Raw genomic sequence first — 25,519 nt, 5'->3', positions numbered from 1 at the left:
GCCAGCGGCCGAGCAGTATCCACGGCGACGGGCTGCCCGTCGAGGGCATCAGCTGGTGGGACGCTGTCCGATTCTGCAACGCCCTGTCCCGGCACGAGAGGTTGACACCGGCGTACCGGTTGCCTGACGGCGACGGCGACGGCGACGTGATCGCGTGGGATGCCGGGGCCGACGGATACCGGCTGCCGACCGAGGCGGAGTGGGAACACGCCTGCCGTGCCGGCACAACGGGGCCCCGCTACGGCCGGCTCGACGACATCGCCTGGTATCGCGCCAACGCGGGCGGGCGGCCCCAGGACGTGGGCGGCCGGGTGGCCAACGCGTGGGGCCTGCACGACATGCTGGGCAATGTGTGGGAATGGTGCTGGGACGTCTACGACGCCGAGGTCTACGGCACCTACCGGGTGCTGCGCGGCGGCGGGTGGTTCGACGAGGAGTGGAGCTGCCGGGCCTCGGTGCGCCGCNGCAGCCATCCGACGGTGCGCCTCGACGACGTGGGCCTGCGCGTCGCGCGTTCCGTCACCGGATGATCGGATCGCCGGCGGAAAATNGGATGCGCCGGGCCACGGCAGGGTGCGAACCTCACGGCCATGGTCACTTTCGGTTGGCGCCGGCCGTGACCCGCGACGCGTAGACGATCTTGGTGTTCCGCGGAACAGCATCATTTCCAGGCGGGCGGATGCGGATCCCGACGCCCGTGCGGCGCCCTGCGCGGTCAGCGGTTCAGCGCGGCGGTGACGAGCGGGTACAGGGCGGCGTGTACCTCGTCGGTGGTGCCGGAGGCGGGCAGTTCGTGGAACGCGGCGGCCTCGGGCAGGTCGCGGTAGGCCTGGGCGAAGGCGGTCAGCCGGTCGAGGTCCTCGTGGTCGCGGCCGCGGTGTTCGACTCGCTCCTGGGCGAGCGCCGCCGGGACGGTGAACAGCACCACCAGGTCGGGGGTCGGGAATCGGCGGTAGGCGGCGCGCACCCGCCGGCCGTCGCCGTCGCCGCGTAGCCGCATGACCGCGTACTGGCAGTAGGTGTAGCGGTCCATGACCGCGATGCGGCCGGTGAGCCGGGACAGCGCCAGCGCGCGGGTGATCGCCAGGCCGCGGAACGTCGCCTCGACGGCGACGTGGACGCGCGGGCCGAGCAGGTTCGGGCCGTCACGGCGGCCCAGCCTGCGGGCGAGCGGATCGAGCAGCGGCCGGCCGCCGCCGTTTTCGAAATAGCTGGCCGGCTGCCCGGCGGCGGTCAGGGTGCGGGCGAGCAGCCGCGCCTGGGTGGTCTTGCCCACCCCGTCGACGCCGAGTAACGCGATGACCGGGGGACGTCGTCGCCGCCGCATCCGATGATCGTATCGGCTGTCGTGGGCGACCGTGGCCGCCGGAAGCGGGACCAGACGTCGGGTTCGAACGGAGCGTCGGGTTCGAACGGAGCGTCGGTGTCGGGCGGAACGCGGGGTCGGCGGGTCAGCGGGCGTCGGCGGGTGGGGACGGGAAGAGGTCCCACAGGACGGTGCGGCGGTCGGCGCCGGCGGTGGCCAGCAGGCGGCTGTCGGGGGCGAAGGCGACGTCCTGGACGGGGCCGGCGTGGGCGGGCAGGCGGTGGCCGGGGCCGGGACGTTCGGGGTCGGTGATGTCGCGCACCGTCGCGGTGCGGTCGGCACTGGCGGTGGCCAGCAGGGTGCCGTCGGGGCTGAAGGCGACGGCCTGCACGGCGCGGCGATGGTCGGCGATCTCGACCAGGACGGTCTCGGTGGTGGGGTCGGCCACCGAGTAGACCCGCACGGTGCGGTCCTTGCCGGCCACGGCGAGCAGGTCGCCGTCGGGGCTGAACGCCACGCTGAACACGGCCCCGCGGGCGCCGGACAGCGTCACGGTGGCGCTCGGGTGGGTCGGGTCGGCGAGATCCCACAGGGTGACCGTGCGGTCCTCGGCGCCGGTGGCCAGCAGGGTGCCGTCGGGGCTGAAGGCCACCGCCCGCACGGCGCTGCGATGCCCGGCGAGGATCGCCGCGCGCCGCGGCACCCCCGGCTCGGCGAGGTCCCACAGCAGCACCGCCCGGTCGTCGCCGGCGGTGGCCAGCAGGGTGCCGCCGGGGCTGAACCCGAGGTCGTGCAGGTAGCCGCGATGGCCGGTCAGCGTCATCAGCGGCACCGGGCGGGCCGGGTCGGCGACCTGCCACAGCACGGTGGTACCCGCGTCGCCGGCGGCGGCGAGGATGCGCCCGTCCGGGCTGAACGTCACCGCCCGCGCCCACTCCTGGTTGATCCGCCGACCGTAGCCGACGGTGGCGACCAGCCGTGGAGGGTCGGGGAACGCCGCCTGCCACAGCCGGACGGTGGTGTCGGTGCCGCCGGTGGCGAGCAGTGCCGCGGTCGGGCTGAAGCTGACGCTCATCGGATGGCCGCGTTCCTCGGGCAGGACGGCCAGGCGGCGGGCGGCGGCCAGGTCGCGGGCGGCGCCGCGCTCGCGTCGGACGCCGGCGCCGGTGAACGTCGCGCCGGCGCTGGCGCCCGCGGTGCCGCCGCGCGCCGGTGGGCCGGGCGGACGGTGTCCGCCGGCGTCGCCGGGGCATGGGCTCGGCTGGCCGTCGGCGCCGGTGTCGGTGCCGGCGAACGAGGTGGGGGGAAACGGCGGCGGGGTGAGGTCGGTCGCGGGCCGGGGGGCGACGACGGTGACCTGGCGCAGCAGCCAGTCGCGCGCCAGCGTCGCATCCAGGCCGAACAGGTCGAAGGCGAGCAGGCCGGCGAACGGCGCGGGCCGCGAGCAGTCCTCGATCCGCACCAGGATGATCCGCCCGCCGCCCCCCGCGCCGACCCCGGCGGTCCGCGGCGGGCCGGCGTCGCGCCCGGGACGCGTCGTCGGAGGCGCCCCCGCCATCGTCGCCTTGTCCGCCACCGCCGCCATGCCCGGCATCGCCGCATTGCCCGCCACCGTCGCCCTGGCCGGCGTCCCGGCGGCGACCGACCGGGCCGTCTGCGCCCGGTAGGCCGCTGACCAGATGACGAGGATCTCTCCGCCGAGCGTGAGATGGCGATCGAGATCGACCGGCGCCGCCNCGGCGGGCGGGGCGCTGTCGACCAGGGGGTGGCTGAGCACCCGGTAGCCGGCGTGGGCGAGCTGCCAGCACAACCAGCGTGCCCAGGCGGCGTCCGGCTCGGCGACGCTGTGGGAGACGATGATGTCCCACGACGGCCCTGCCGGCACCGTGCGCCCCTCACCGCCGGGCGGACCGCCCAGCTCGCCGGGGCCGGCCCGTCCGCCCGCCGCGGCGGCGTCCGCGCCCGTGCCGGAACCCGGTTCCGCCGCGGCGCCACCCATACTCACACCTGGCAGCCTGCCACGCCCCTGCCCGGACGAGAACCCGACCATGGTGGCCGCGGCGGCGGGCGGGGTGGGCGATCAGCGTGCCGACCCGCGTGCCCGCCCGTCCGCTCGCCGTTTCGCCACCACCTGTCCGGCCGTCCTCGCCGGCGCTGACCGGCTCGGGCGGTCGAGCGGGTCAGGGTACTCGCCCGTCGTCGGCGGATCATGCGGACGGCTCCGCGTCGCGCGAGGGCAGGCCGGTGCCGGGCGGTGCTGTGTCGTCGGGTGCCTGCCGCAGGTGCGCCGCCGCGGCGCCGTGCAGGTCCGTGGCGGCCGGGGGAAGGTCCTTGGACCGGGCCCTCGGTGGCGAGGTCCGCAGCCGTCGGCCTGGCGCAGCCGGGGGGTCGCCCGGACCGTCGGTGGGTGCGGCGTCNGTGGGGGCCGAGCGCGGCGGGCCGTCCGGTGAGGCGAGGGCGGTGGGCGTCTCGACGCCGGTTGCTGGGGGGTGGTCGGGCCGCCTGCGGGGGCGAGCATCTGCCGGTGGTCGCTGCGGTGGTCGAAGATGTAGCCGCGCAGACCGGCGACGAGGTGCGGCGACCCGGCGGCGGCGAGCTCCCGGTCGACCTGCGCGATGTGCGTATCGCACTGGGTGATGGCCTGGAGCTCCTGCGGGCTGAGCGGCTCGCGTGCCTGGGCGCNCAGAAAGGACGCCAGCCGGCGGCATGGGTTGAACAGGCTGCCGACGTCGAGCAGTGGGACGAGTCGGTCGGCCACGAAGCGCACGTCGTCGTCCGACAGGTCCTCGGGAGTGGCGAGCTGCCCCAGGAGTCGCAACGAGTCCTCGACGTTGCGCCGGGCATAGTCCGCAAGGGACTCGTCCTTTGTCTCCGTGCCGGAGTACGGGCAGTCCGTCGCGTCGGGAAAAGCCCGCCGGTACAGCGCCGCGCAGGCGAGGATCCGGGCCGGCCGCTCCGCCGGGGGAAAGCCGAGCAGTATCTCCGACTGAAGGTAGGACCAGCGCTCCGATGCGGCGCCCGAGCCGTTCCGAAAGAAACGTCCAATTTTAGCCGCAAGATTTCGTTGTTTGTCTGTTGGTTCGTCTGGTCGAAGGTACCTGGCGATCTCGTCCAGTAACACTCTGTGATGAAGATACTGTGCGTATCGCTCGGCGAGCAATGCTGTGACATGGTGGTTCCTGTGNGGAACCGGTTCTCGCTGCTGCGCACCCACCATCGCGTTCATCGCTCTCTGTGAGATCTCGGGCACAATATTTCGGGGCTGTGATATGGCACGGAGTGCCATATCGAGGTCCGCGGGCGTGGCGGAAGGCCGGCGCGGGACCGATGCAACATTTCTGTCGCATTCGACGGCTCGACGGTCCACCCCGATCGCGGATGCGGCAGCTTGTCATGCATTCCTGCCGCTCGCTAAGAAGGGTACGCACAGCCCGAATCGTTACCGATGATGTCGTCCACAGGATCGTCCGTGTCGGTGTCCGGGTCTTCCCGGGCCGGCCACCGACCGCGGCGATCCCCCTTTTCTCCAGGAGTGCCGATGCGTCGTCGCCGCTGCCTGCCGCCCCGTCGCCGACCGGGCCGACCGCGCGCACCGCTGGCCCGCAGCGACAGCCATCCCCGCCATCCCCGGCGCTGCGGGGCCGCCCACCGCCGGCGGGGATGCGGCCGGACCAGGCGGGGGGACGCTCGCCGGCCGGCGGCTACGCGCCGCCGCAGGGCCGCAGGCGTCCCGCCACGTCCACGGCGTCCCGCCGGCCGTCGCACCGACGGTGACCGGCGGCGCGGACCGACCACGAGTGCCACCGGCGGTTCGGCGTGGCGCGCCGCGGCGATGCTCGCCGTGGCGTGCACCGTCGCGGTCGGACTGCTGACGGTCGGGCTGGCCGACGCCGGGGCGCTGCTTCTGCAGACGTGGGGGGTGCTGCTCGCCGTCGTCGTCGACCGCGCTCGGCGCCGATGACGAGCGCGTCCCTGCCCGCCGGCCGCCGGCCACCGGCCCGGCCGGCCACCGGCCACCGGTTACAGCCCGACGCGGCCGGAGGGGTTGTCGCGGTCGAACAGGCGCCCGGCGCGGATGTAGCCGTCCAGGGACGCCGAGGAGCGCCAGCGGCCCTGGCGCATGATGGAGCGGTCGGCGACGCCGGCGCGGGCGGCGGCGGTGGCGAACCCCGAGCGCAGCGAATGCCCGGCGAAGTCGGCGGGGTCGAGGCCCGCGGCGGCGACGCGGCGCTGCACGATGCGGGCCACCGACCCGGGGTAGAGCCTCGTCGCGCCGACGTGGCCGTGCCGGCTGACCGCGCGGAACGCCGGGCCCTCACGCAGGTCGGCCGCCTGCGCCCAGGCCCGCCACGCCCGCACCGGGCAGGTCGGCCGGTAGGAGCCGTAGGCGATGCCGACCAGTGCCCCTTCGCCCTCCTGGTCGGTCTTGGACCTGCGGATGGTGAGGATGAGACCGTCGGGTGTCTCCACCAGGTCGGCGACGTCGAGGCCGACCAGTTCGCTGCGGCGCAGGCAGCCGGCGAAGCCGATGAGCAGCAGGGCCCGGTCGCGGGTGTCGGCGACGTCGTCGTCGCGCAGGCCCGCCACGACCCGGGTGAGCAGGTCGGTGTCCAGCGCGGTCTTGCGGGTGGGCCGCACCCCGCGGGTGCGTCGGATGCCGTCCCAGACGGCGCCGACCTCGGGGGNGGCGGCCGGGTTGGGATGGTGGGCGAGCTGGTGGGCCACGGAGATCGCGGCGAGGCGGCGGCGGATCGTCGAGGGCCGGTAGCCGGCGTCGGCGAGCGTGGCCAGGTAGCCGGCGACGGTGGCCGGGGTCGCCGGTAGCGCGCTGGGCGCGGCCGGTTGGCGGGCGCACCAGGCGCGGAACTGGCGCAGGTCGCTGTCGTAGGCGCGCCACGTCGACGCCGACCGCGACGCGCGGGCGTAGTCACCGACGCGCGCGGCCAGCTCGGCGGGCAGCGCGAGCGGCGCGGCGCCCCCGGCGGCGGATCCGCCCGGCACGGGCAGCGGCCGTGCGGCGTCGGCGACGTCGATGTCGGCGGCGTCGATGTCGATGTCGATGTCGATGTTGTCGGCGTCGGTGGACCGCGCGATCTCGCCGGTCACCGGTGTGCGGACCGGCGGTGAAGCGTCATCGCGGCCTACCCTAATTCCCACCGCCGCCGCGGACGCCGGCGGTCGCCCGGCTGTCGGTCCACCTGATCGGCGGCGGTCGCGCGGGCCGCCCGCGACGGGACGAAAACTGTCGGAGGTCGGTCCTATCGTCATCGCCGTCGGCGTTCGCCGGCCGCCGCCACCACGGCGGCCGCAGACGGGAGGGCGGCTCGTGCATCAGGTGGATCCGCGCGCGGAGCAGATCGAACGCGGCGGCGAACTGGCCCGCGGCGGCCGGCGGCAGGCCGCCCGCGGCCTGCTCGCCGCCGTGTGGCGGCAGCTCAGCCCGGTCGACGACGCGCCGCTGCGCGCCGACTGCGCCCTGGCGATGGCGGCCCTGCAGGACGATCAGCACGACCGGCTCGCCTGGCTGCTGCGGGCGCTGCACGCCGGCGAGCAGGTGCGCGAGTCCTACGTGGCGCGCCGCGGGTTGCCACTGCCGCTGCCGGCGTTCTATCCGACGGTGCTGCGCGACCTCGCCGACGCCTACCGGCTGGTCGGCGACGACGTCGGCGCCCGCGCCTGCGAGCAGCGCGTCGCCGCGGGGGTCGCCGGGATCCGCCGGCTCGGTGACGTCGCGTTGCAGGAGATCGCCGCGTTCGCCGTGTCCCGGATGACGGGACGCCACGGCGTGCCCATGCCGGTGCAGGACCCGTGGGCCCGCTGACCCCGCCCGCCGCGGCGGCGGCCAGCGGACCGGCGGGGCGGGTGCACCCCAGGCAGGGGTCGGGTACGGTCGGCGGCGGAACTCCGCTTGCCGTGCTCCACGCACCACGTCGCAGAGGGAGCCGGCTCCTCGCCCGGGTGAGGAGGAGGTGGCGACAGCGCTGTCCGCTGCCCACCTTTCGGAGATCATCATGGACCTCGGTCTCGGCCTGCCCATCAGTGACCCCGCCCGCCTGCTCGACTGGGCCGTCCGCGCGCAGGCGGCCGGTTTCGACTCCCTGGCGCTGCTCGACCGGCTTACCTTCGACAATCCCGAGCCGCTCGTCGCGCTGGCCACCCTTGCCGGTGCCACCACCAGCATCCGGCTGCAGACCGAGGTCCTGCTCGGCCCGCTGCGGGCCACCGCGCTGCTGGCCAAGCAGGTCGCCACCGTCGACCGCATGTCCGGCGGCCGGTTCGTCCTCGGGGTCGGCATCGGCGGCCGCGCCGACGACCACGCCGCGGCGGGGNCACCGATGCACCACCGCGGGCGGACCCTCGACGACCAGCTCGTCGCGCTGCGCGCGATCTGGGCCGGGCAGCCCCACCGCGGCGCCCCGATCGGCTCGCGCCCGGCGACACCGGGTGGCCCGCCGATCCTCGTCGGCGGGTTCGCCCCGGCGGCGCTGCGCCGCGCCGCGCGCCACGGCGACGGTTTCGTCTGCGCGGCGCCGCTGGCCTGGGCCGGGCCCCTGGTCCGCGCGGTGGGCGAGCAGTGGGCCGCCGCCGGGCGCGACGGGCGGCCGCGGCTGGTCTGCCAGGTCAATGTGGCCGTCGGCGGGCCGGCCACGCTCACCCGTGTCCGCCGGGCCATCGCGGACTACTACGCCTTCACCGGACGGCCGGGGTGGGGCGAGCCGCTGCACGACCCTGCCGAGATCGTCGACACGGTCGCCGCCTACGCCGCGTTCGGCGCCGACGAGCTGGTGCTCTACTGCTACGCCGACGACCCCGCGCAGGTCGACACCCTCGCCGCCCTCGTGCGCTGAACCCGCCGACGGTTGGTGAAGCGCCGGTCAGCCGCCGCGGACGGTCATGCCGTGGCGGGCGGCGAGGGCGGCGAGGTCCGGGACACCGAACTCGGCGGTCAGCTCGTCGAACCGGGCCACCTTGTCCGCGCCGAAGCGGCGGACGTAGCCGCGGTAGGCCTCCACGGTCAGGAAACTCGACGGGTTGCTCTTCGAGTGGAACTTGTCGGCGTACATGACCAGCCGTTCCTCGACGGTCTGCGCGACGTAGTCCCCCGGCGGCAGCGGCAGATCACCGGCGGCGATGTCGGCGCGGGTCAGCCCGACGCCGGTGTGGCAGGAGGCGAACCGGCAGACGGTCTCGGGCAGCCCGTCGGCGGCGAGCAGCTCATGGCCGAGCACCCCGTGGCGCAGGTACTGGGCGTGATCGAGCTGGCCGGCGTCGTCGTAGAGGCGGTAGACGCCGATGTCGTGCAGCAGCGCCCCGGTGCGCACCAGCCCGGCATCGGCCTGCGGCGCGGCGCCCGCGGCCAGCAGCCCGGCGGCGAGGTCCCACACGATGCGGCAGTGGGTGTGCACGAGGGTGAACGCCGGCTGCGACGGTGCATGTCGGCGGTGCAGCTCGTCGGCGTCCACGGCGACGTCCCACGAGGGCTCCGGCACGATGACCACGCCAGAACCGTACCGGAGCGCCGGGGGCGACGGATCGGTCAGGCCACCCGTTGGGCGCGCCGCGCCCACGCCTGGTCGAGGGTGCGGGCGAACAGGTCCGCCGGGCGCGCCCCGGACACCGCCAGGGTGCGGTCGACGACGAAGAACGGCACCCCGGTGACGCGCATGTCGTGGGCGGCGCGCTCGTCGGCGAACACCCGCTCGGCGTAGTCGTCGCCGGCCAGGACCCGGCGCACCTCGGCGGCGGGCAGACCGGCGGCGGTGAACACCTCGACGGCGACGTCGTGGTCGAACACGTCGCGGCCGGCCCCGAAATGCGCCTGGTTGAGCGCGCTGACCGCCTCGGCCTGCCGGCCCGCCTCGCCGGCCAGATGCAACACCCGGTGCAGGTCGAAGGTGTTGCCGTTGCGCCGGTCGGACCGGTAGGCCAGCCCCTCCTGGCGGGCGGCGTCGGCGACACGGTGCTCCATGCCCTCGATCTCGGCCGCCGGTACGTCGCTGAACTTGCGGGCCAGCGCGACGAGCAGCGACTCGGACCGACCCCGGGGCAGGGTCGGGTTCAGCTCGTAGGAGTGGAAGCGCACCTGCACCTCGTCGCGGTGGGCGAACGTGGCGAGCGCCCGGTCGAACCGGGCCTTGCCGACGTAGCACCACGGGCAGACGACGTCACTCCAGATGTCCACACGCACGGCGGATCACCATCCTCTTCTCACCGCTTCTCGTCCGCGGCTCCCAGGCTCCGACGATCGGCGCACCGCAGCACGGCGGACCCTCGGCGTCGCCACCGGTTCGAGTGAACACCACCGGTGCTGCACCGCGGCCTGCCCGCTGCTGATGAACCGCGCACACCGCCCGCGGGAACCCGCGCCGAATGTCGCCGGACGCCGCTGCCCCGCCCCGGCCCGGCCCGGGCCGCCTTCGGGCCGAAGTGCGACGCGGACAGCGTTGGCAGCCCTGCAAGGTGAACGGCCGGTGGCGGCATGGTCCGTGCTGTGTGCGGCGGCGTCCGGATCGGCACGTATCGGCGGGGTGAGCGCCGCCGGACGCGGCACCGACACCCGGCACGGCCGGCGCCCGCAGGGGCGGCGCCGCCTTCGGGCCGGCGTGACGGCGCAGGTCAGCCCGGAGGCGGCGGGCCGCGGACGGCGGGTGCGTGCTGAACCGCCGCCGCCCGCACCCGCCGTGGCGCCCGTGCCGCCGACCGCGGCGGGAATCGGCTGCCGCCCGGCGACGACCGCCGATTCCCGCGCCTATGGCAGTGCATATGCGTCGTATTTCCGGCCGGTCTGCCGGCGCTCGCACCGCTGGCGGACGCCCCGCCCGGCTGCCGGGACGCCGCCCGCCGGCGTGGGTGCGCGGCGCGCGGGGCCGGTTCACCCTTGCCACCCCGGACCGGGAGCCACATCCGGTCACCCCCCGGCGGCGCACGCCCCCCGCACCGGGACGGCGCCCCGCAGCTCGCCCGGTCCACCGCCGGCGCCCGTCGACGGTGCCGGTCCGGCCTGCGTCGGCTGCGCGGCGTCCGGCCGCGTCGAGTTCGGCTGCGTCGAGTTCGGCTGCGTCGAGTCCGAGGTGGCGGTGAGCGCGGCGACGGCGTGTCGCATCTGCTGGTGGGAGTCGAGGTGGCGACCCGCGGACTGGTGGTAGGCGCGGTGCAGCGGGTACGCCGGGCGCCGCGGGGCGGCCCCGGCCCGCCGCTCGACGTCGTCGATGAGTCGTTCACAGTCGTCGAGGAACGCCAGCGCGTCCCGCGGCCACGGCCGCCCCGCGCGTCCCCGCGCCGTGGCGAGCGCGCTGACGTACCCCCGGCGGCACAGGTTGTAGAGGCTGTCGTCGGGAAACATCATCATCTGCCAGGCCATCGCCTGGTGCAGCTCGCGCTCGGACGCCGTCTGCGCCGTGGGTGCGAAAAGCCACCGGCGCACCTGCCCGGCCAGCCGCACGCCGGTCTCATCGCCGTGTCGCGGTGGACCGGTGAACGTGCAGTCCTTCGCGAAAGGGAAAGCAGCCTGATACAGCTCGGCACATTCTTCCAGGACTTTCGCCCGCGCATCACCGGGAACGCCCAGGACGATGTGAGCGTCCAGATACGCCCAGCGCAGCGAGGTCCCGGACGTCTCGCCACTGAAAGCCCGCAGGACACGTCGCGACAGGGTCCGCGCGGACACGGAGTGGAATTCGCGACGTGATTCGTCGGCGGGGTCGCCGGCCTGGAGGTGGCGGGCTATCCTGCCCGCNGTCACCGGGAACCGCTGCTGCAGCTCGTAGCGAAAGCGCAGGACAGCGTCGTGGCCAGGGTCCGTGACCGCGCGCGGGGGCTTCTGCGAAACACCCGACATGGTTCCTTCTCTCCATACTTTTCCAGATGCGACGACAGCCGTCGCATTGATGCGACGCGGATGTCTCGACCGTCGGCGGGATGCGACCTTCACGTCGCATTCCCGGCGCCATCTCGACTGTTTGTCCGTCCGTGTCGACGGGGCATCCTGCCACCCATTCGCGAAGCTTGTCAGCTAGGGTCTGCAAAACACGGAATGGCACGCTGGTGCCAGCCGCGGGAGTACCCGCCGACCCGCCCGAGCGCGGCGCCGGGGGCGGAACTCCAGCACGATTCACGACCTTCGAAGGAGCAGGCATTGACGACGCCGCGAACCCGCCAGGCGCGGTGGTGGGAGACGGCCCGTGCGACCACCGCACAGCCCATCGGCCGCCTCGCGCCCGCAGCGGTCGCCGCCCTCGACCCGGCGACGGACCCCGCACCGGCCCAGGACCCGGCCGCGGGAGATCCGGCCGCGGGAGACTCGGCCGCCGGCGATCCGGCCGGGCGCGACGATGATCCGCCCTCACCGTGGCCCGCGCCCCGCGTTCCGGCGGACCCGCCCCTCGCCGTGCCTCTCCCGACCCCCGCCGCGCTGTGGGGCGACGTCGCCGGCGGGCCGCGCCGACTCCGAAAGACGATCTTCGTCTCCTATGTCCGGCCGGACCTGGCGTGGGCGCAGTGGATCGCCTGGCAGTTGGAGGAGGCCGGCTACCCGACGCTGATTGAGGCGTGGGACTTCGGCGCGGGCACCCACCCGGTCGACCGGCTGCACCAGGCCGCCACCGACGCCCTGCCGACCCTCGCCGTGCTCTCGACCGCCTACCTGGCCTGCAGCGACGCCCGGGCGCAGTGGCAGAGCGCCTGGCGTCACGAGGCCGCGGGCCGCAGGGGTGCGCTGCTGATCGTCCGGGTCGAGGACTGTGTGCGGCCGGGGCTGCTGGGCCAGCTCGGCACCGTCGACCTGTTCGCCCTCGACCGCGACACCGCCCGCAGGCGGCTGCTCGCCGCCGTGCGCGGCCGCCGCGCCAAGCCCGCCGTCGAACCGCCCTACCCCGGGCTGCGCGGCGCGGCGGCGGACTGCGGCGGCGACGGGCGGGGCGGCCCGCTGGCGACGGCGGATCGCCCGCCGTCACCGGCCTGGGTCCGGGAGGAGTTACGTAACGCCGAGGCACTGCTCGCCCAGGGCCGGCCCGGTCAGTCCGCCCACCGGTTCACCGCGATCGCCGAGCGGCTCGCCGCGGCCGGGCCGGTCGACGATCCGCAGTGGTTCACCGCCCGGTTCGGGCTCCTACGCGCCCGCGACCGCCAGGGCGACGCCCTCGATCGGGGCGAGCAGGCCGAGGCGGCGGACCGGTGCGCGCGACTGGCCGAGGCGGCGCGGGCGGTGCTGGGCGAGCGCCACGAGCTCGTGCACAGCCTGCTCGCCTACCAGCAGGCCAGGATGCGGCACGCCCCCCGGCGGCAGCCGTGAGCGTGACGGCCGCTCGCGGCGGCGCGGCTCAGCGCGACCCGGCGGGTCGGCCGTCCACCGCGCTGTCCGCGGTCGAAGCCGGCCCGGCGACCGCTGCGGCGGCGCCGGAAGCGGCCGGGGACGGCGGGGCGGGGGCCACCGCGGCGGCGTCGACGGGCGAGACCGGCGTCGTCACGGCCGGCACGGCGGGGGCCGCGGCAGCCGGGGCCGGGTCGTCGTCGTCGTGCAGGCCCTTGATCTCGGACTTGAAGATCCGCAGCGAGCGGCCCAGGGAGCGGGCGGCGTCGGGGAGCTTCTTCGCCCCGAACAGCACCACGACGACGACGATGATGATGAGCAGCTCAGGCGTACCGATGTCACCCACGAAAACCATCCTACGGACGGGGTCGGACCCACCGCCGGCCTCAAGAGCATGCTACGGCCGGCCGCGCCGCCGCGGCGACGGGCGGGGCATCCGGCCGTCCGGGCGGTGTCCCACCCGCCGCCACGGGCCCCACCCGCCGCCNGTGTCCTGTCGCCCGCCCGACGGGCGAGGTGATGTTTGACGAAGTGTGGGCGGCGGGTACATCGCGGTCGATCTCATCGCCGATCATCGGCAACCCCGCCGCTGATCCTCACCTGTCGGAGGCCCGCTGTGCTCTGGACCCTCATCACCTGGGTGGTACTTGGTCTCATCGCGGGGGCCGTGGCCCGCCTGCTGGTGCCCGGACCCGATCCGATGAGCATCCCCGCCACGATCCTGCTGGGCGTCGTCGGCTCGTTCGTCGGCGGTTTCCTCGGCTACGTCCTGTTCGACAAGGACTTCGGCGAAGGGGCGCTGCAGCCCTCGGGCATCGTCGGGTCCATCCTCGGCGCCATCGTCGTGCTGCTGGTCTGGCGGGCGGTGGGCGGACGCCGCCACGCGCTGCACCGCTGACCCCCCGCACCCGGCGACCCGCCGCATCTGCGCCGACCCGCCGCGCCCCGGCCACGACATCAGGCCCGCCACCCCGCTGCCGGGGTGGCGGGGTGGCGGGCCGCGTCGGTTCAGGCGGGCCGCGCGGATCAGAGCAGTTCGGCGGCCAGGGCGCGCCATTCCTCGACGGTGGGACGGCCCGTGCGGGTGACCAGGTCGACGTCGGCGGAGATGACCTGCACGGCGACGTGGTCGGCGCCGGCGTCGAGATGGTCGCGCACACGCTGCGCGGCCTGCGCGGGGGTGCCCCAGGCATAGAGGGCGTCGACGAGCCGGTCGCTGCCCGACCCGGCGANGTCGTCGGCGTCGAAGCCCAGCGCCTGCAGGTTGGCGACGTAGTTGGGCATGGCGAGGTAGTAGCGCAGGTTCGACCGGGCCCGCTCGCGGGCATCGCCGGGATCGGTGGCCAGCACGACCTTCTGGTCGGGGGCGAGCAGGACGCCGTCGCCGAGTGTCGCGCGGGCGGCGACGGTGTACTCGGGGGTGACCAGGTAGGGATGGGCGCCGCGGGCGCGGCGCGCGGACAGCTCGAGCGCCCGGGGTCGCAGCGCGGCGAGCACCCGCGCCTGGGCCGGCACCGGGNCGTCGGCACCGTCCAGCCCGTCGAGGAACTGCCCGAGGTGGGCCAGCGGCCGGGTGTACTGGCGGCCGAGTCCCTCCACGACCCGGGCGTGGCTGATACCGAGTCCGAGCAGGAACCGGTCCGGGTACGCGGCGTCGAGGCGGTGGTAGGCGGCGGCGAGCGGGGCCGGCTCGGTCGTCCACACGTTGACGATCCCGGTGGCCACGGCCAGCCGGCTGCTGGCGGCGAGGATCTGTTCGGGCAGGGCCAGGTCTGCCGGGGCGGCGCCGATCCACAGCGCGCCGTAGCCGAGGGTGTCCAGCTCCGCGGCCGCCGCGGCGACGGCGTCCGGTTCGGTCCAGGCGAACGACGGCGACCACACGCCCACCCGTCCCAACAGCACCGCCATGACGGTCCTCCTCACCTCCGCGCCGCTGCCGGCGCCGGCCCCGGGCCCTCGCGCGGCCCGGACACCCCTCACGGTGTGTTCGATGGTCACCGAACACGCTCCGCCTAGTGTACGACGGCGATCGAACAGAGCGGGCGGGGTGCCCACCGCCACCTCCGTCGCCCACCTCGCCTCCCCGTCACCGTTCGCATCCCTGTCACCGTTCGCCCTGTGTCGGCCCGCCGGCGGCTGGTGGCGCGGGCGGGCGGCATCCGGACCGCCGGGGCCGGCAGGCGGGCCGTCCGTCGGCCGGTAGAGTCGCGTGCGGACGGTGCCCGCCCTGCGGCCGCCGGCGGCGGTGGGGCCCGCCGTAGTCGAACCGCGGCAGCGCGCCGCCAACGGTCCCTGCGTGTCCACGGCTGCGCCCGACCCCGCCGGTCGGGCGCCCACGCAGGGAGGAACCTGATGACCGAGCGGCCCGCACCGCAGCGCACACCCCCCGCGCGGCCCGGCACCCCCACCGATCCCGAGGCCGTGACCGATCCCGGGGTCTCGGCCAGTCCGGGAACCGCGACCGATCCGGGAACCGCGACCGATCCCGGGGCCGTGGCCGATCCCGGGGTTGCTACTGCCGCGACCGATCCCGACGTCGACCTGCACCTGCCGGCCCAGCGCGCCGAACTACGCACCCGGCCGGTGCCGCTGCTGGGGGCGATCGCCGCCGGCGGCGCCCTGGGCGCCTGCGCCCGCTACGCCGCGGCGCTGGCCTGGCCGACCCCGCCCGGCGCGTTCGGCTGGACCACCATGGCGGTCAACGCCGTCGGCTGCGCGGCGATCGGCGTGCTCATGGCCCTGCTGGCCGCCGGCCGCCTCGCCCACCCGCTGGCCCGCCCATTCCTCGGCACCGGGATCCTCGGCGGGTTCACCACCTTCTCCACCTACGCCGTCGGCGTCGAAGGGCTCCTCGACGACGGTCGGCCGCGTGCGGCCCTGGCCGCCCTGGCGCTGACTCCGACCGTGGCACTCGCCGCGGTGTGGGCGGCCACGGCCGCGATCCGCCGGCTGCTGGCGCCCGGGCGGCGACGGCGGTGAGCTGGCTGCTGGTGATCCTCGGCGCGGCGGTGGGCGCCCCGCTGCGCTACCTCACCGACCGGGCCGTGCAGGCCCGCCACGACAGCCCGCTGCCCTGGGGCACGATCACGGTGAACACCACGGCCAGCGCCGTGCTCGGCCTGGTCACCGGCGCGGTCGCCGCCGGCGCCNCCTCGACCCGGGTGACGCTGCTGGTCGGCACCGGGCTGTGCGGGGCGCTGAGCACCTACTCGACGCTGTCCTACGAGGTCCTGCGCCTGGTCGAGAGCGGTCGCCGCCGTCTCGCCGCCCTCACCGTCGCCGCCAGCCTGCTCGCCGGGGTCGGCGCCGCCGCGGCCGGCGTGGCCCTCGCCCGCGCCCTGTGGGGTTGACCACACCTGCCACAGCGGACAGATCCCCCACCCGCGGTCCCGACCGCGCATCCGCCATCCGCCGGGNCGGGTCGCTCGCGCCCCGCGACCCCGCCCGGACCTACCCTTCTGCCCGTGCAGACGCCGACCCCCTTTCGCCGTGCCGCCGCCCGGCCCGCCACCTGCGTCCCGCCGACCCCGCAGCACCGTCCGCCCCGCCACCCGGCCGCCCACACCGGACACCACCCCCAGTGCCGCCCCGGACGGCGTCCGCACTGCCACCCGGGACGCCGCGGGCGGCGCCGGCCGCTGCTCACGCCGGTGACCCTGGCCGTGGCCGGGGTGCTGGTGAGCGGGTTGCTCGCCGGCTGCCATTCCGGCACCGGCGCCGACGGCCCCACCCGCGCGGACGCCGCGGCCCGCCCCGCCCCGGCGGTGACCACTCCCGCCCCGTCCACCCCCGCGCCCGCCGCGGCGCCCGCCGCTGCGGCGCCCGCGGCAGCGGCGCCGTACTGCGGGGCCAGCCGCTACGTCGAGGAGATCGTCGTCGAGCAGTGGGCCGACGGCCGGCTGCGGATCTCGGTGCGGCCCACCTCCGCCGCCCGCCACGCCGAGCGCCACGAGGCCACCGACGCGATCTGGACGGCCATCGGCGGCTGCGTGACCACGCTGCCCGCCCTCGGCCGCGACGTCACCGACAGCCTGCACGCCCAACTGGCCTGCCACCAGGACCTGGCCCTGATTCCCGCGCTGGGCGGCGGCCGGGGATACGCCACCGGCGACACCTACGACCTGGAGAGCTGGCGGCCGATGATGCGACCGAACTCGATGTCGACGTGGATCTCCACCCGCTGCGGCAACACCCTCGGCACCGACCCCACCGGCCCACCCGCCCGCGTCTTCCGGCCCGACGGCGTCGCCCCCCGGCACACCGTCGCCGGCGAACACGCCTGACCCGCGCGTCCGCCGGCCCGCGGCGCCACGACAGGCCGCCGAGGCGTCACGCCGGCGGCCTGTGATCCGTCAGGGTTGCGACACCCCGCGACGACGGAAGGCGATCATGGACGAGCAGGAACGAGACGGCGCCCAGGAGCTGCTCGCGGCCCGGTTCGAGGCGCATCGCGGCCAGCTGCGGGCGGTCGCCTACCGCATGCTCGGCTCGCTGACCGAGGCCGACGACGCGGTGCAGGAGGCATGGCTGCGCCTGAGCCGCGCCGACAGCGACGCCGTGACCAACCTCGGCGGCTGGCTGACGACCGTCGTCGGACGGGTGTGCCTGGACATGCTGCGTTCGCGCACCGCCCGGCGGGAGGATCCCCTCGACGACCTCGTCCGCCTGCCCGACCCGGTCGTCAGCCGCGCCGACGGCGTCGACCCCGCCCAGCAGGCGCTGATCGCCGACGCGGTCGGCCTGGCCCTGCTCGTGGTCCTGGAGACCCTCGGCCCGGCCGAACGGCTCGCGTTCGTGCTGCACGACATGTTCGCCGTCCCCTTCGACGACATCGCCCCGATCGTCGGGCGTTCCCCGGCGGCCACCCGCCAGCTCGCCAGCCGGGCCCGGCGCCGGGTGCAGGGCGCGCCCACCACGCCCGACGTGGACCTGGCCCGCCAGCGCGTCGTCGTCGACGCCTTCCTCGCCGCCGCCCGCGGCGGGGACTTCGACGCCCTCGTCGCCGTGCTCGACCCCGACGTGGTGCTGCGCGCCGACCGGGGCGCCGCCGGGATGGGGGCCGCCGGCTCCGGGCGGACCGTCGGGGCACGCGCCGTCGCCGCCCGGGCGATGACGTTCCGCCGCTTCGGCCGCGCCGCCCGCCCGGCGCTGGTCAACGGCACCGCCGGACTGGTGACGATGAGCGGTGGGCGGCCGTTCGCCGTCATGGGCTTCACGATCAGCGGCGGTCGCATCACCGAGATCGACATCCTCGCCGACCCCGACCGCCTGCGCACCCTGGACCTCGACCTGCTCGCCTGAGCCCGCCCCCGCCCACCCCCGCGGCGCGTGCTTCCGGCAGGTCGTCGGCAGGCCGGGTCGGAAAGTTCGAGAAGCCGGGCAACCTGGAGGCGGCCGCCGGCCTTTGTAGGGCGAGGGAGGTCGTGGTGCGCACAGGCGAGGGCGACGACGGCGGGTTCACGGCGTACTTCACGCCGCGGGCCGGTGAGCTGTTGCGGTTCGCCTATCTGCTGACCGGCGACGCCGGCGAGGCGGAGGACCTGACCCAGACCACACTGACCCGCGTGTTCGTCGTCTGGCCGCGGGTCCGCGGCCACGACCGGCCCGACGCCTACGCCCGCCGGGTGATGGTCAACGCCAACACCCACCGGTTCCGTCGCCGGGTCCGCCACGTGCTCGTCGACGTGCCGCCGGAGCGTGCGGAACCGTCGGCGCAGCTCGCCGCCGTCGAGGACCGGGCGGGGCTGGCCGCGGCGCTCGCCATGCTGCCGTCGCGGCAGCGGGCCGTCGTCGTGCTGCGCTACTGCGAGGACCTGTCCGAGGCCGCGGTGGCCGCGCTGCTGCGCTGCTCGGTCGGCACGGTGAAAAGCCAGGCCGCGAAGGGCCTCGCCAAGCTACGCATCCACCCCGCGATCGCCGACCCCGCCGCCCCGCCGGCCCCGTCCCAGGTCCGACCCCCCGTGGGCCGGCGGGATCGGACACCCCTCGCTCCGCGCAAGGAGGCACCGTGAACGGAACCTCGTCCGGCAGTCCCGACGACGCGGTTGCCGACTGGTTGCGCGCGGCGGCCGGCCAGCTCGATGTCCGCNCCCCGGCCGAGCTGCTGACCGTGGCGCGGGCCGCGGCGCCCGCCGCTCGCCGCCGCCGTCGCCTCGCCATCGCCGTCCCGGCCGGCGTCGCCGTCCTGGCCGCCGTCCTGGCCACCGTCGTGATCGGGGCCGGTGTCCTCGTCGGCGGCCAGGGGGACGGGCGGACGACGATCCTGCCCGCGGCCGGATTTCCCACCGTGGTCCGCGGCGCCGCGCCGGCAGTCCCCTCCGAGGTCCCCGCTGCCGCAGGCGGCCCGCCCCTGCACCTGCACTACGTCGACACCCCGCGCCTGCTGACCCTCACCGATGCCCAACGCCGCGAGGTCGACGCCCGCTGCGCGCCGCAGGCCCCGCGCCTGTTCGTCGCGGTCGCCGACCGGTGGGGCCTGCAGGTTCTCCTCGCCGGCGAGGACGGCGGGGGGATGTGCCGGACCGTCAACGGACCCGCCGCCGTCCCCGACCTCACCGCCGTCCCCGACCTCACCGGCATCAACGGCCCGATCCTCTGGTCAGGCGGTCGCCATGACCTGACGAAGCCGCCCACGAGGCCTGTCGAGGTGGTCAGCTCCGGCGACGACGGCTCCGGCAGGCTCGGCGAGTGGAACGCGCGGCGGTGGGCCGTCGGCCAGGTGTCCCCACAGGTCGCCCTGCTCGTCGCCGCGCTCCCGACCGGGGACGCCGTCGTGGTCCCCTTCGAGCCCTCGACCGGCGCGTTCATCACCCGCATCCAGGTCACGACCCCGGATCTCGCCCGGTACCAGGCCCTCGGCCAGATGCCGCTGACGCTCTACGCCTACAACTTCGCCGGCACTCTGCTCGCCCGCTCCACGGCCACCCCGTGCGGCCAGGTGCCGGTGTGCGGCACGGGGCCGGCGGCCCCGACCGCCGTACCCCTGCCCTCGCTGTCGTCCTGGCCGCCGGTGGCGCCGAGCTCGGGCACGGGCAGCCCGGTCGCCCCCGCGACCCCCGCCACTGGCTGAGGGCGCGGCGCAGGGTGGCGTCCCTCGGCCGACTCCTCTCTCTGTACCTACTGGTATGTACAGTGGTGGGGTGGATGCGGCGGAGCGGCTGATCGAGAGCACCCGGGTGCTGCTGTGGGAACGCGGGTACGTCGGGACGAGCCCGCGGGCGATCCAGGCGCACGCCGGGGTCGGGCAGGNCAGCATGTACCACCACTTCGACGGTAAGGCGGCGCTGGCACGGGCGGCGATCGAGCGGACCGCCGCCGAGCTGCGGGCNGCGGCCGACGCCCAGCTCGGCGCCGACGGCCCGGCGCTCGCCCGCATCGAGGCCTATCTGCGCCGCGAGCGGGACGTGCTGCGCGGTTGCCCGGTCGGCCGACTCACCCAGGACCCCGACGTGATGGCCGACGCCGAGCTGCGCCGCCCGGTCGAGCAGACGTTCACCTGGCTGCGCGCCCGCCTGGGCGCCGTGCTCGCCGAGGCCACGGCCGCCGGCGAGCTCGTCGGGCTCGACGCGGCGGCCACCGCCGCCACGATCGTCGCGGTGCTGCAGGGCGGGTACGTGCTGGCCCGCGCCGCCGGGCGTGAGGTGCCGTTCGTCCAGGCCGTCGACGGCCTGCTCGCCCTGCTCTCCACCCACGCCGCACCTGCTGCACCCGCCGGCTAGCGACCAGGACAGGACCCAGGACATGTACGCGATGCAGTACACGATCACCCTGCCCGCCGACTACGAGATGGNGATCATCCGCCGCCGGGTCGCCGACACCGGCCACGCCCTCGACGACCGGGCCGGGCTCGCGCTGAAGGCGTACGCGATCCGCGAGCGTGGCGTCGCGGGTGCCGCGGTGAACCAGTACGCCCCGTTCTACCTGTGGCACGACGCCGGGGCGATGGGCCGTTTCCTCGTCGGCGGTGGCGGCTTCGAGCGGATCATCGGCTCGTTCGGCCGTCCGGCGGTCGCGCACGGCACCGTCCTTGCCGCCGTCACCGGCTCGGCGTCGCAAACCGGCCTGACGTCGCAGGTCGACTCGGCATCGCAAACCGGGCCGGTGTCGCAAACCGGGCCGGCCCGTCCCAGGGACGGGGGCGCGTCGCCGCCGGCCGCCTCGGCCGCGTCGCCGACCGCCGCCTCGCGTCGGGTCAGTGCCCTGCCCGCCGACGCCGATACGCGCGACGACGGCTCGGGCTCGGGGCTCGCCGCCCACGTCGCCCGCGAGATCGACGCGCTCGCGGCCCTGGCCGGCCGCGCCGGCGTGCACACCGCCGCGCTCACCCTGGACCCCCGCCGCTGGGAGCTGACGCGGTTCGTGCTGTGGGCCGACGCCGCGGCCGCCGCCGGCGACGGCGAGGCCACCGAACGCTACGAGGTACTGCACGTGTCCGCGCCGGGCGCGGCACCGCTGCCCAGCGGCCGCGGCTGGTAGCCCGCCGGCCGATCCCCCGACCAGAGCCCGCGGCTGCACCCGGACTCACTACGATCATCGGCCATGGGTGAGGAGCCGGATCTGCGCGTGACCCGCGACGCCTACGACGGCGTCGCCGAACGCTACGCGCAGTTGTTCAGCCGCATGCTGGCCCAGCGTCCGCTGGACCGGGCGTTGCTGGGCGCGTTCGCCGAACTCGTCCTCGCCCACGCCACCGCCACCGGCGCGCCCGCCGCCNTCGCCGACCTCGGCTGCGGCCCCGGCCACATCACCGCGCACCTGCGCGAGCTCGGGGTGGACGCCTTCGGCATCGACCTGTCCCCGCAGATGATCATGCTGGCTCGCCGCGACCATCCCGGGCTACGCTTCGAGGTGGGGAACATGCACCACCTCGCGCTCGCCGACGGCGCCCTCGGCGGCGCCGTCGCCTGGTATTCGATCATCCACACCCCACCGGCGCGGGTGCCGGCGCTGTTCGCCGAGTTCGCCCGGGTCCTCACCCCCGGCGGCCACCTGCTGCTGGCCTTCCAGGCCGCCGACGCCGGCGCCGAGGCACCCCAGCCGCATCCGCACCTGGTCACCCCGTCGCACCGCTGGTCGCCGGAGGCGATCGCCGGCCTGCTGCGCCCGGCCGGGTTCGTCGAGTCCGCCCGGCTGCTACGCGAGCCCGACGCGACCGAACGGCTCCCCAGCGCCGTCCTGCTCGCCCACCGCCCGCCGGCCTCCTGACCAGTCGCATCCCTGACCGGTCGGCTACCCCCTGACCGGTCGGCTACCCCCTGACCGGCCGGGCATCCCTGACCGGCAGGTCCGCCGGGCCGCGCGGCGCAGCCCGACGACGTTCAGTGGTCGGATTTTCCCGACGCCTACGCGGCCAAGGTCCGCGCGGCGCTGCCCGATCTGCCGCCCGGCGTGGTCGCGCTGGCGCTGCGGGTGTGGGGTCGCATGCACGGCCTGGTGGCGCTGGAGAACCACGGCCACGTCCGCGCCGTGTCGAACAACCCCGCCGCCCTGTACCACGCCGACCTGATCGACCTCGTCGTCTCCCTCGGACTCACCCCGCCCGCGACCCCGTCGGCATGATCATCGGGTGGGGTTGATGCGCGATCGGCCGCCGACGCTGCGTCCCGATACGCCAGGGTCGGACCGTCTCGACGCCGACCTGCGGTACCGGCGACGGCGACCCCGTCCTCGACGCTGCGCTGACAGCTACCGTCAGCGCGCCATCACCGCCCGGCTGCGCAGCCGCGCCGAGGCGGAGAGCCTGTTCACCGGGCTGGAGCTGCCCGACCCGGGGGTGGTGTTCGTCCACCGCTGGCGCCCCGACGCCGACGTGCCCGCCGGGCTCACCGACGCGGCGGTGAACATCTATGGCGGCCTGGCCCGCAAGGTCTGACCTGGCCCGCGAGGCCCAACCGGGCTCGAGGGGCCCGCCCGCTCGGGTGACTAGCCCGGCTCCTGCTCCCGGCGGGTCGCCACGACGGTGGTCGCGGGGAACTGGACGTGGATCTGCCCGTCGACGCGCCTCGGGGCGAATCCGGTGGCCGGGCCGCCGTCGAGTTCGGNGGCGAGGACGGCCAGGGCACCGTCGCGGTCGCCGGCGTCGGTCAGCATCTCCGCCACCGCGAACGGTGCGGTCGTCTCGGTGTCGTGGCGGCCCAGCGGGCCGACCGCGGCACGCAACAACGCGGCGAGCTCGTCGGCAAGCAGCACCCCGGCATGCGACGGGTCGATCGTGCGGTGCAGCTCGTCGAACGGCCCGCGCAGCCGCGCGTCGGGGGCGACGAGGTCGGCGACCACCACCCGCCCGCCGTGCCGGCAGACCCGGNCCATCTCGGCGACCGCGACCGCCGGATCGGCAAAGTGGTGCAACGCGGCGCGGCAGACGACCACGTCGAAGGAGCCGTCGAGGAACGGCAGCTCAGCGGCGTGGCCGTGCTGCAGCAGCACGTTGGCGATGCCGGCGGCGCGCAGGCGTTCGGCGGCCAGCCCGAGCAGCGCGGCGGTCAGGTCGACGCCGACGACCTGGCGCACCCGCGGCGCGGCCGCCTCGGCGACATGCCCGGCGCCGCAGGCGACATCGAGAACGATCATGGTCGGGTCGAGGGGTTCCAGCCAGGGCAGCGGCGCCGTGCGGCGCTCGGCGAACAGCGCGTCGTCCCCGGTGAACAGCCCGGTCTGCCGGGTGAAGGACCGGCGCACCGTCGCATCGTGATCGGTTGCATCCATACCGCCTATTTGTAGTGTGGTCTGCTATGACCGTCTGTGCGCGTCCGGTCGACAATCCGCCCGTTGCGGCCAGCGTCGTACTGACCGACCCGACCGCGGCCGACCGGATCCGGGCCGGCACCTACGCCTACGACGGCGAGCAGGTCAGCTCCGGCTGGCACGTCCACGACCTCGACCAGATCGAGTACGCCTGGCAGGGCACCGTCGAGGTCGAGACCGCCGCCGCCCACCACCTGCTCCCACCCCGGCACGCCCTGTGGATCCCGGCGGGCCTGGCCCACCGCACGACCCTGCGGCGGGTGCGCACGGTGTCGGTGTTCCTGGACCCCCAGATGATGGGCCTCGCGCCCGACCGGGCCCGGATCCTGCCCGCGGCGGCCCCGATCCGCGAGATGATCATGCACGCGGTGCGCTGGCCGATCAGCCGCCGCGCCGGCGACCCGCTCGCCGACACCTTCTTCACCGCCCTGTCCGGTCTGCTCGTCGAGGGACTCGACGCCGCGACCCCGCTGTGCCTGCCGACCAGCACCGACCCGATCGCCGCCGCCGCCATGCGCCACGCCGAGGGCCACCCGCACGCCGCCACGATCGGCGCGGTCTGCCGGGCGGTGGGCGTCTCCGAACGCACCCTGCGCCGGCGTTTCGCCGCCTCCACCGGCCTGACCTGGCGCCAGTACCTGCTGCACAGCCGGATGGCCCGGGCGGCGGCGCTGCTGAGCGAACCCGGGCCCACCGTGCTCGACGTCGCGATCGCCGTCGGTTTCGACAGCGCCAGCGCCTTCACCCGCGCCTTCCGTCAGCACACCGGCGATACCCCGACGGCCTACCGCCGGCGGGTGGCGTCGGCGGTGGGCTGAGGATCCCGGCCGACGACACGCACCTGCGGGTAGGCCCGGCTCGGCCCGCCGAGCAGCGGCTGCGTCCGCCCGCACAGCCAGCGTTCGACGAACGCCCCGACGTAGGCGCGGGTGATCGCCAGCGCCTGCCGTCCGGTCAACGTCTGCCCCGGCGCCGGGGCAGACGGGGCCGCGGCGGCGGGCAGCGGGATCTGGTCGGCGAGGACGGGATCGTCGGTGAAGCTGAAGTGGTCGGCGCCGTCGACGTCGAGCCACAGCCGCGGCGGGCCCAGGTGCGCCCATGCCTGCGCCCAGCTCGGATCGTCGTCCCCCGCCGTCACGCCACTCGTCGGCGCCGTGCCGTTTTTCGCCGCCGTGCCCTCCCCCGCTGCCGGGGTACTGCCGGGATGGTCCGCCGTCGCGCCGAACAGCAGGAACGCCCGCCCGCCGAACCCGCCGGCACCGACCGGCTCGCCGAGGGTGCCGTCCATGTCGACCCCGGCGCGCACCCGCCGGTCGTGCAGCAGCAGCGACGCCGCCGCCGACCCGCCGAGGGAGTGCCCGACCGCGGCGACGCGCGCCGGGTCGATGAGCTGCGCGCCGCGCCACGCCGGGTGCGCCCCGGTGAGGCTGTCCAGGACGAAGGACAGGTCGGCGGCGCGCCCGCGGCTGGCGGCGCCGAAGTCGGCGTCGGTGCGCATCCGGTCGCACGCCACGCAGGTCAGCATCCGCCCGCCGGGGAACGCCGTGCCGACCGACTCGTAGGCGTGGTCGACGGTCGCGGCGACCAGTCCGCGGCTGGCGAGGTCCTCGGCGAGCCCGGTCAGCGAGCGGCGCCCCACCCCCAGGCCCGGGGACAGCAGCACCAGCGCCCGGCGCCCGGGCAGCGGTCGCGCCCCGACGCGGCTGGCGATGTGCGTGTCGGCCAGCGCCTGCACGGGCAGGGTGTCGGCCAGGCCGAGCGCGGCCAGGTAGCGGCGGATCTCCTCGACCGTGGCGTAGCGGGCCGGGGTGCCGGTGGCGGCCTGCGCCGGGTAGTAGACGTCGACCATCAGCTCGCGGGCGACGCCGGGCACCCACGGGTCACGCCGGTGGCGGTCGACCAGGTGCAGCGTGTCCCGGCCGACCGCGAGGGGCCCGGTGGGGCGGGGCAGGGACAGCCCCGCCACCGGCGCCGTTCCCTGCCTTGGCACCGTTCCCTGCGGGGACGCCGTTCCCTGCGGGGGCGCAGCCGCCGCGGCGCTGCCGGCGCCGGCGACGGGGAGCAGGAGGATCGCTGCGGCGAGGGACACCGCGCGGAGGATTGCCATCACTGCTCGCACTCTAAGTGCCGCTGCGGTTGCCCACCGTGCAACTCGGGTAGTC

24 protein-coding genes and 13 pseudogenes are annotated in these 25,519 nt (G+C 75.8%); 23 read left to right on the top strand and 14 right to left on the bottom strand.

Features of this window, described 5'->3' with window-relative positions:
• Together FF86_RS00985 and FF86_RS64685 are read left to right on the top strand one after the other, a co-directional pair.
• A pseudogene (locus FF86_RS00985) lies at nucleotides 1-464 on the top strand (formylglycine-generating enzyme family protein); the annotation flags it as partial.
• A gap of 1 nt (nucleotide 465) precedes the next feature.
• Nucleotides 466-530: pseudogene (locus tag FF86_RS64685) on the top strand (formylglycine-generating enzyme family protein); the annotation flags it as partial.
• A 185-nt stretch (nucleotides 531-715) separates the two neighbouring features.
• On the opposite strand, the gene FF86_RS00980 reads toward FF86_RS64685, so the two are convergent.
• From FF86_RS00980 to FF86_RS37525, 5 genes and pseudogenes are all read right to left on the bottom strand, one after another.
• Nucleotides 716-1,327, bottom strand: coding sequence for an AAA family ATPase (locus tag FF86_RS00980; RefSeq protein WP_044883153.1), 612 nt, complete (start codon nucleotides 1,325-1,327; stop codon nucleotides 716-718).
• Nucleotides 1,328-1,451: 124 nt separating this feature from the next.
• The gene (locus FF86_RS37530) at nucleotides 1,452-2,381 is read right to left on the bottom strand and encodes a WD40 repeat domain-containing protein (RefSeq protein WP_242417983.1); all 930 of its coding nucleotides are present in this window, start codon (nucleotides 2,379-2,381) and stop codon (nucleotides 1,452-1,454) included.
• Nucleotides 2,382-3,989: 1,608 nt separating this feature from the next.
• On the bottom strand, nucleotides 3,990-4,427 hold a 438-nt coding region (locus tag FF86_RS35210; protein ID WP_206778878.1), incomplete at its 3' end, for a hypothetical protein.
• A gap of 899 nt (nucleotides 4,428-5,326) precedes the next feature.
• Nucleotides 5,327-5,991: pseudogene (locus FF86_RS00965) on the bottom strand (site-specific integrase); the annotation flags it as partial.
• Nucleotide 5,992: 1 nt separating this feature from the next.
• A partial coding sequence (locus FF86_RS37525) for a site-specific integrase (RefSeq protein WP_396229719.1) occupies nucleotides 5,993-6,412 on the bottom strand: 420 nt, incomplete at its 3' end.
• A gap of 220 nt (nucleotides 6,413-6,632) precedes the next feature.
• Here FF86_RS37525 and FF86_RS00960 point away from each other — a divergent pair.
• The 3 genes and pseudogenes from FF86_RS00960 to FF86_RS63530 form a co-directional block, all read left to right on the top strand.
• Nucleotides 6,633-7,127, top strand: coding sequence for a hypothetical protein (locus FF86_RS00960; protein ID WP_044883156.1), 495 nt, complete (start codon nucleotides 6,633-6,635; stop codon nucleotides 7,125-7,127).
• Between the two features lie 190 nt (nucleotides 7,128-7,317).
• Nucleotides 7,318-7,635 (top strand): annotated as a pseudogene (locus FF86_RS63535) (LLM class flavin-dependent oxidoreductase); the annotation flags it as partial.
• 1 nt (nucleotide 7,636) lies between these two features.
• On the top strand, nucleotides 7,637-8,154 hold a 518-nt coding region (locus FF86_RS63530; RefSeq protein WP_304438082.1), incomplete at its 5' end, for an LLM class flavin-dependent oxidoreductase.
• Nucleotides 8,155-8,181: 27 nt separating this feature from the next.
• On the opposite strand, the gene FF86_RS00950 is transcribed toward FF86_RS63530, so the two are convergent.
• Both FF86_RS00950 and FF86_RS00945 read right to left on the bottom strand, forming a co-directional pair.
• Nucleotides 8,182-8,805 carry an HD domain-containing protein gene (locus FF86_RS00950; RefSeq protein WP_044883297.1) on the bottom strand — a complete coding sequence of 208 codons (624 nt, stop codon included), beginning with the start codon at nucleotides 8,803-8,805 and terminating at the stop codon, nucleotides 8,182-8,184.
• A 38-nt stretch (nucleotides 8,806-8,843) separates the two neighbouring features.
• Nucleotides 8,844-9,494, bottom strand: coding sequence for a DsbA family oxidoreductase (locus tag FF86_RS00945; RefSeq protein ID WP_044883157.1), 651 nt, complete (start codon nucleotides 9,492-9,494; stop codon nucleotides 8,844-8,846).
• Between the two features lie 1,947 nt (nucleotides 9,495-11,441).
• Here FF86_RS00945 and FF86_RS37520 point away from each other — a divergent pair.
• The gene (locus tag FF86_RS37520) at nucleotides 11,442-12,596 is read left to right on the top strand and encodes a toll/interleukin-1 receptor domain-containing protein (protein ID WP_063870310.1); all 1,155 of its coding nucleotides are present in this window, start codon (nucleotides 11,442-11,444) and stop codon (nucleotides 12,594-12,596) included.
• Nucleotides 12,597-12,624: 28 nt separating this feature from the next.
• On the opposite strand, the gene tatA is transcribed toward FF86_RS37520, so the two are convergent.
• Nucleotides 12,625-12,969 carry a Sec-independent protein translocase subunit TatA gene (gene tatA / locus FF86_RS00930; RefSeq protein ID WP_063870309.1) on the bottom strand — a complete coding sequence of 115 codons (345 nt, stop codon included), beginning with the start codon at nucleotides 12,967-12,969 and terminating at the stop codon, nucleotides 12,625-12,627.
• 261 nt (nucleotides 12,970-13,230) lie between these two features.
• On the opposite strand from tatA, the gene FF86_RS00925 reads away from it, so the two are divergent.
• Nucleotides 13,231-13,512: a GlsB/YeaQ/YmgE family stress response membrane protein gene (locus tag FF86_RS00925; protein WP_044883160.1), complete on the top strand. Its 282-nt coding sequence runs from the start codon at nucleotides 13,231-13,233 to the stop codon at nucleotides 13,510-13,512.
• Nucleotides 13,513-13,640: 128 nt separating this feature from the next.
• Here FF86_RS00925 and FF86_RS37515 read toward each other — a convergent pair.
• The 3 genes and pseudogenes from FF86_RS37515 to FF86_RS37505 form a co-directional block, all read right to left on the bottom strand.
• Nucleotides 13,641-13,846 (bottom strand): annotated as a pseudogene (locus tag FF86_RS37515) (LLM class F420-dependent oxidoreductase); the annotation flags it as partial.
• A 1-nt stretch (nucleotide 13,847) separates the two neighbouring features.
• Nucleotides 13,848-14,133, bottom strand: a pseudogene (locus FF86_RS37510) (LLM class F420-dependent oxidoreductase); the annotation flags it as partial.
• Nucleotide 14,134: 1 nt separating this feature from the next.
• Nucleotides 14,135-14,522, bottom strand: a 388-nt coding sequence (locus tag FF86_RS37505; RefSeq protein WP_242417936.1) for an LLM class flavin-dependent oxidoreductase, incomplete at its 3' end; no start/stop codon positions are given.
• 585 nt (nucleotides 14,523-15,107) lie between these two features.
• Here FF86_RS37505 and FF86_RS00915 point away from each other — a divergent pair.
• From FF86_RS00915 to FF86_RS00870, 15 genes and pseudogenes are all read left to right on the top strand, one after another.
• The gene (locus tag FF86_RS00915; RefSeq protein ID WP_044883299.1) at nucleotides 15,108-15,593 is read left to right on the top strand and encodes a CrcB family protein; all 486 of its coding nucleotides are present in this window, start codon (nucleotides 15,108-15,110) and stop codon (nucleotides 15,591-15,593) included.
• Nucleotides 15,590-15,763: pseudogene (locus FF86_RS37500) on the top strand (fluoride efflux transporter FluC); the annotation flags it as partial. The gene FF86_RS00915 and the pseudogene FF86_RS37500, both read left to right, overlap by 4 nt.
• A gap of 1 nt (nucleotide 15,764) precedes the next feature.
• Nucleotides 15,765-15,964 (top strand): CrcB family protein (locus FF86_RS37495; RefSeq protein ID WP_242417934.1); only part of this gene is annotated, 200 nt, incomplete at its 5' end.
• Nucleotides 15,965-16,078: 114 nt separating this feature from the next.
• Nucleotides 16,079-16,897, top strand: coding sequence for a DUF2599 domain-containing protein (locus FF86_RS63895; RefSeq protein WP_313954288.1), 819 nt, complete (start codon nucleotides 16,079-16,081; stop codon nucleotides 16,895-16,897).
• 106 nt (nucleotides 16,898-17,003) lie between these two features.
• Nucleotides 17,004-17,915 carry a sigma-70 family RNA polymerase sigma factor gene (locus FF86_RS00900; protein WP_044883162.1) on the top strand — a complete coding sequence of 304 codons (912 nt, stop codon included), beginning with the start codon at nucleotides 17,004-17,006 and terminating at the stop codon, nucleotides 17,913-17,915.
• 125 nt (nucleotides 17,916-18,040) lie between these two features.
• The gene (locus FF86_RS00895) at nucleotides 18,041-18,625 is read left to right on the top strand and encodes a SigE family RNA polymerase sigma factor (RefSeq protein WP_044883302.1); all 585 of its coding nucleotides are present in this window, start codon (nucleotides 18,041-18,043) and stop codon (nucleotides 18,623-18,625) included.
• 1,113 nt (nucleotides 18,626-19,738) lie between these two features.
• A pseudogene (locus FF86_RS37485) lies at nucleotides 19,739-19,862 on the top strand (TetR/AcrR family transcriptional regulator); the annotation flags it as partial.
• Between the two features lies 1 nt (nucleotide 19,863).
• Nucleotides 19,864-19,941: pseudogene (locus FF86_RS61655) on the top strand (TetR/AcrR family transcriptional regulator); the annotation flags it as partial.
• Between the two features lies 1 nt (nucleotide 19,942).
• Nucleotides 19,943-20,323, top strand: a pseudogene (locus tag FF86_RS00885) (TetR family transcriptional regulator C-terminal domain-containing protein); the annotation flags it as partial.
• A pseudogene (locus FF86_RS64680) lies at nucleotides 20,250-20,403 on the top strand (DUF4865 domain-containing protein); the annotation flags it as partial. The pseudogenes FF86_RS00885 and FF86_RS64680, both read left to right, overlap by 74 nt.
• Before the next feature lies 1 nt (nucleotide 20,404).
• Nucleotides 20,405-21,089: DUF4865 family protein (locus FF86_RS00880; protein WP_255355665.1), on the top strand; the 685-nt coding region annotated here is incomplete at its 5' end.
• Between the two features lie 63 nt (nucleotides 21,090-21,152).
• A pseudogene (locus tag FF86_RS64675) lies at nucleotides 21,153-21,326 on the top strand (SAM-dependent methyltransferase); the annotation flags it as partial.
• 1 nt (nucleotide 21,327) lies between these two features.
• Nucleotides 21,328-21,818: class I SAM-dependent methyltransferase (locus FF86_RS00875; RefSeq protein WP_242417933.1), on the top strand; the 491-nt coding region annotated here is incomplete at its 5' end.
• A 183-nt stretch (nucleotides 21,819-22,001) separates the two neighbouring features.
• The gene (locus tag FF86_RS34075; RefSeq protein ID WP_236705919.1) at nucleotides 22,002-22,172 is read left to right on the top strand and encodes a hypothetical protein; all 171 of its coding nucleotides are present in this window, start codon (nucleotides 22,002-22,004) and stop codon (nucleotides 22,170-22,172) included.
• Nucleotides 22,173-22,188: 16 nt separating this feature from the next.
• Entirely contained in the window at nucleotides 22,189-22,485 is a 297-nt protein-coding gene (locus FF86_RS00870; RefSeq protein ID WP_063870308.1) for an SAM-dependent methyltransferase, read from the top strand.
• 170 nt (nucleotides 22,486-22,655) lie between these two features.
• Here the strand turns inward: FF86_RS00870 and FF86_RS37475 are convergent.
• Both FF86_RS37475 and FF86_RS37470 read right to left on the bottom strand, forming a co-directional pair.
• Nucleotides 22,656-22,917, bottom strand: a pseudogene (locus FF86_RS37475) (methyltransferase); the annotation flags it as partial.
• A 1-nt stretch (nucleotide 22,918) separates the two neighbouring features.
• Nucleotides 22,919-23,318 (bottom strand): class I SAM-dependent methyltransferase (locus tag FF86_RS37470; RefSeq protein WP_255355664.1); only part of this gene is annotated, 400 nt, incomplete at its 3' end.
• Between the two features lie 26 nt (nucleotides 23,319-23,344).
• Here FF86_RS37470 and FF86_RS00860 point away from each other — a divergent pair.
• Nucleotides 23,345-24,175 carry an AraC family transcriptional regulator gene (locus FF86_RS00860; RefSeq protein WP_052680897.1) on the top strand — a complete coding sequence of 277 codons (831 nt, stop codon included), beginning with the start codon at nucleotides 23,345-23,347 and terminating at the stop codon, nucleotides 24,173-24,175.
• Here the strand turns inward: FF86_RS00860 and FF86_RS00855 are convergent.
• Complete coding sequence (locus FF86_RS00855) at nucleotides 24,142-25,464, bottom strand: lipase (protein ID WP_044883168.1); 1,323 nt, start codon at nucleotides 25,462-25,464, stop codon at nucleotides 24,142-24,144. The genes FF86_RS00860 and FF86_RS00855 overlap by 34 nt on opposite strands.
• Nucleotides 25,465-25,519 lie beyond the last annotated feature (55 nt).

It is taken from the genome of Frankia sp. CpI1-P (assembly GCF_001421075.1).
GTDB lineage: Bacteria > Actinomycetota > Actinomycetes > Frankiales > Frankiaceae > Frankia > Frankia torreyi.
The sequence above is the reverse complement of the archived record's forward strand: the minus strand, read 5'-3'. Positions and strand labels throughout refer to the sequence as shown.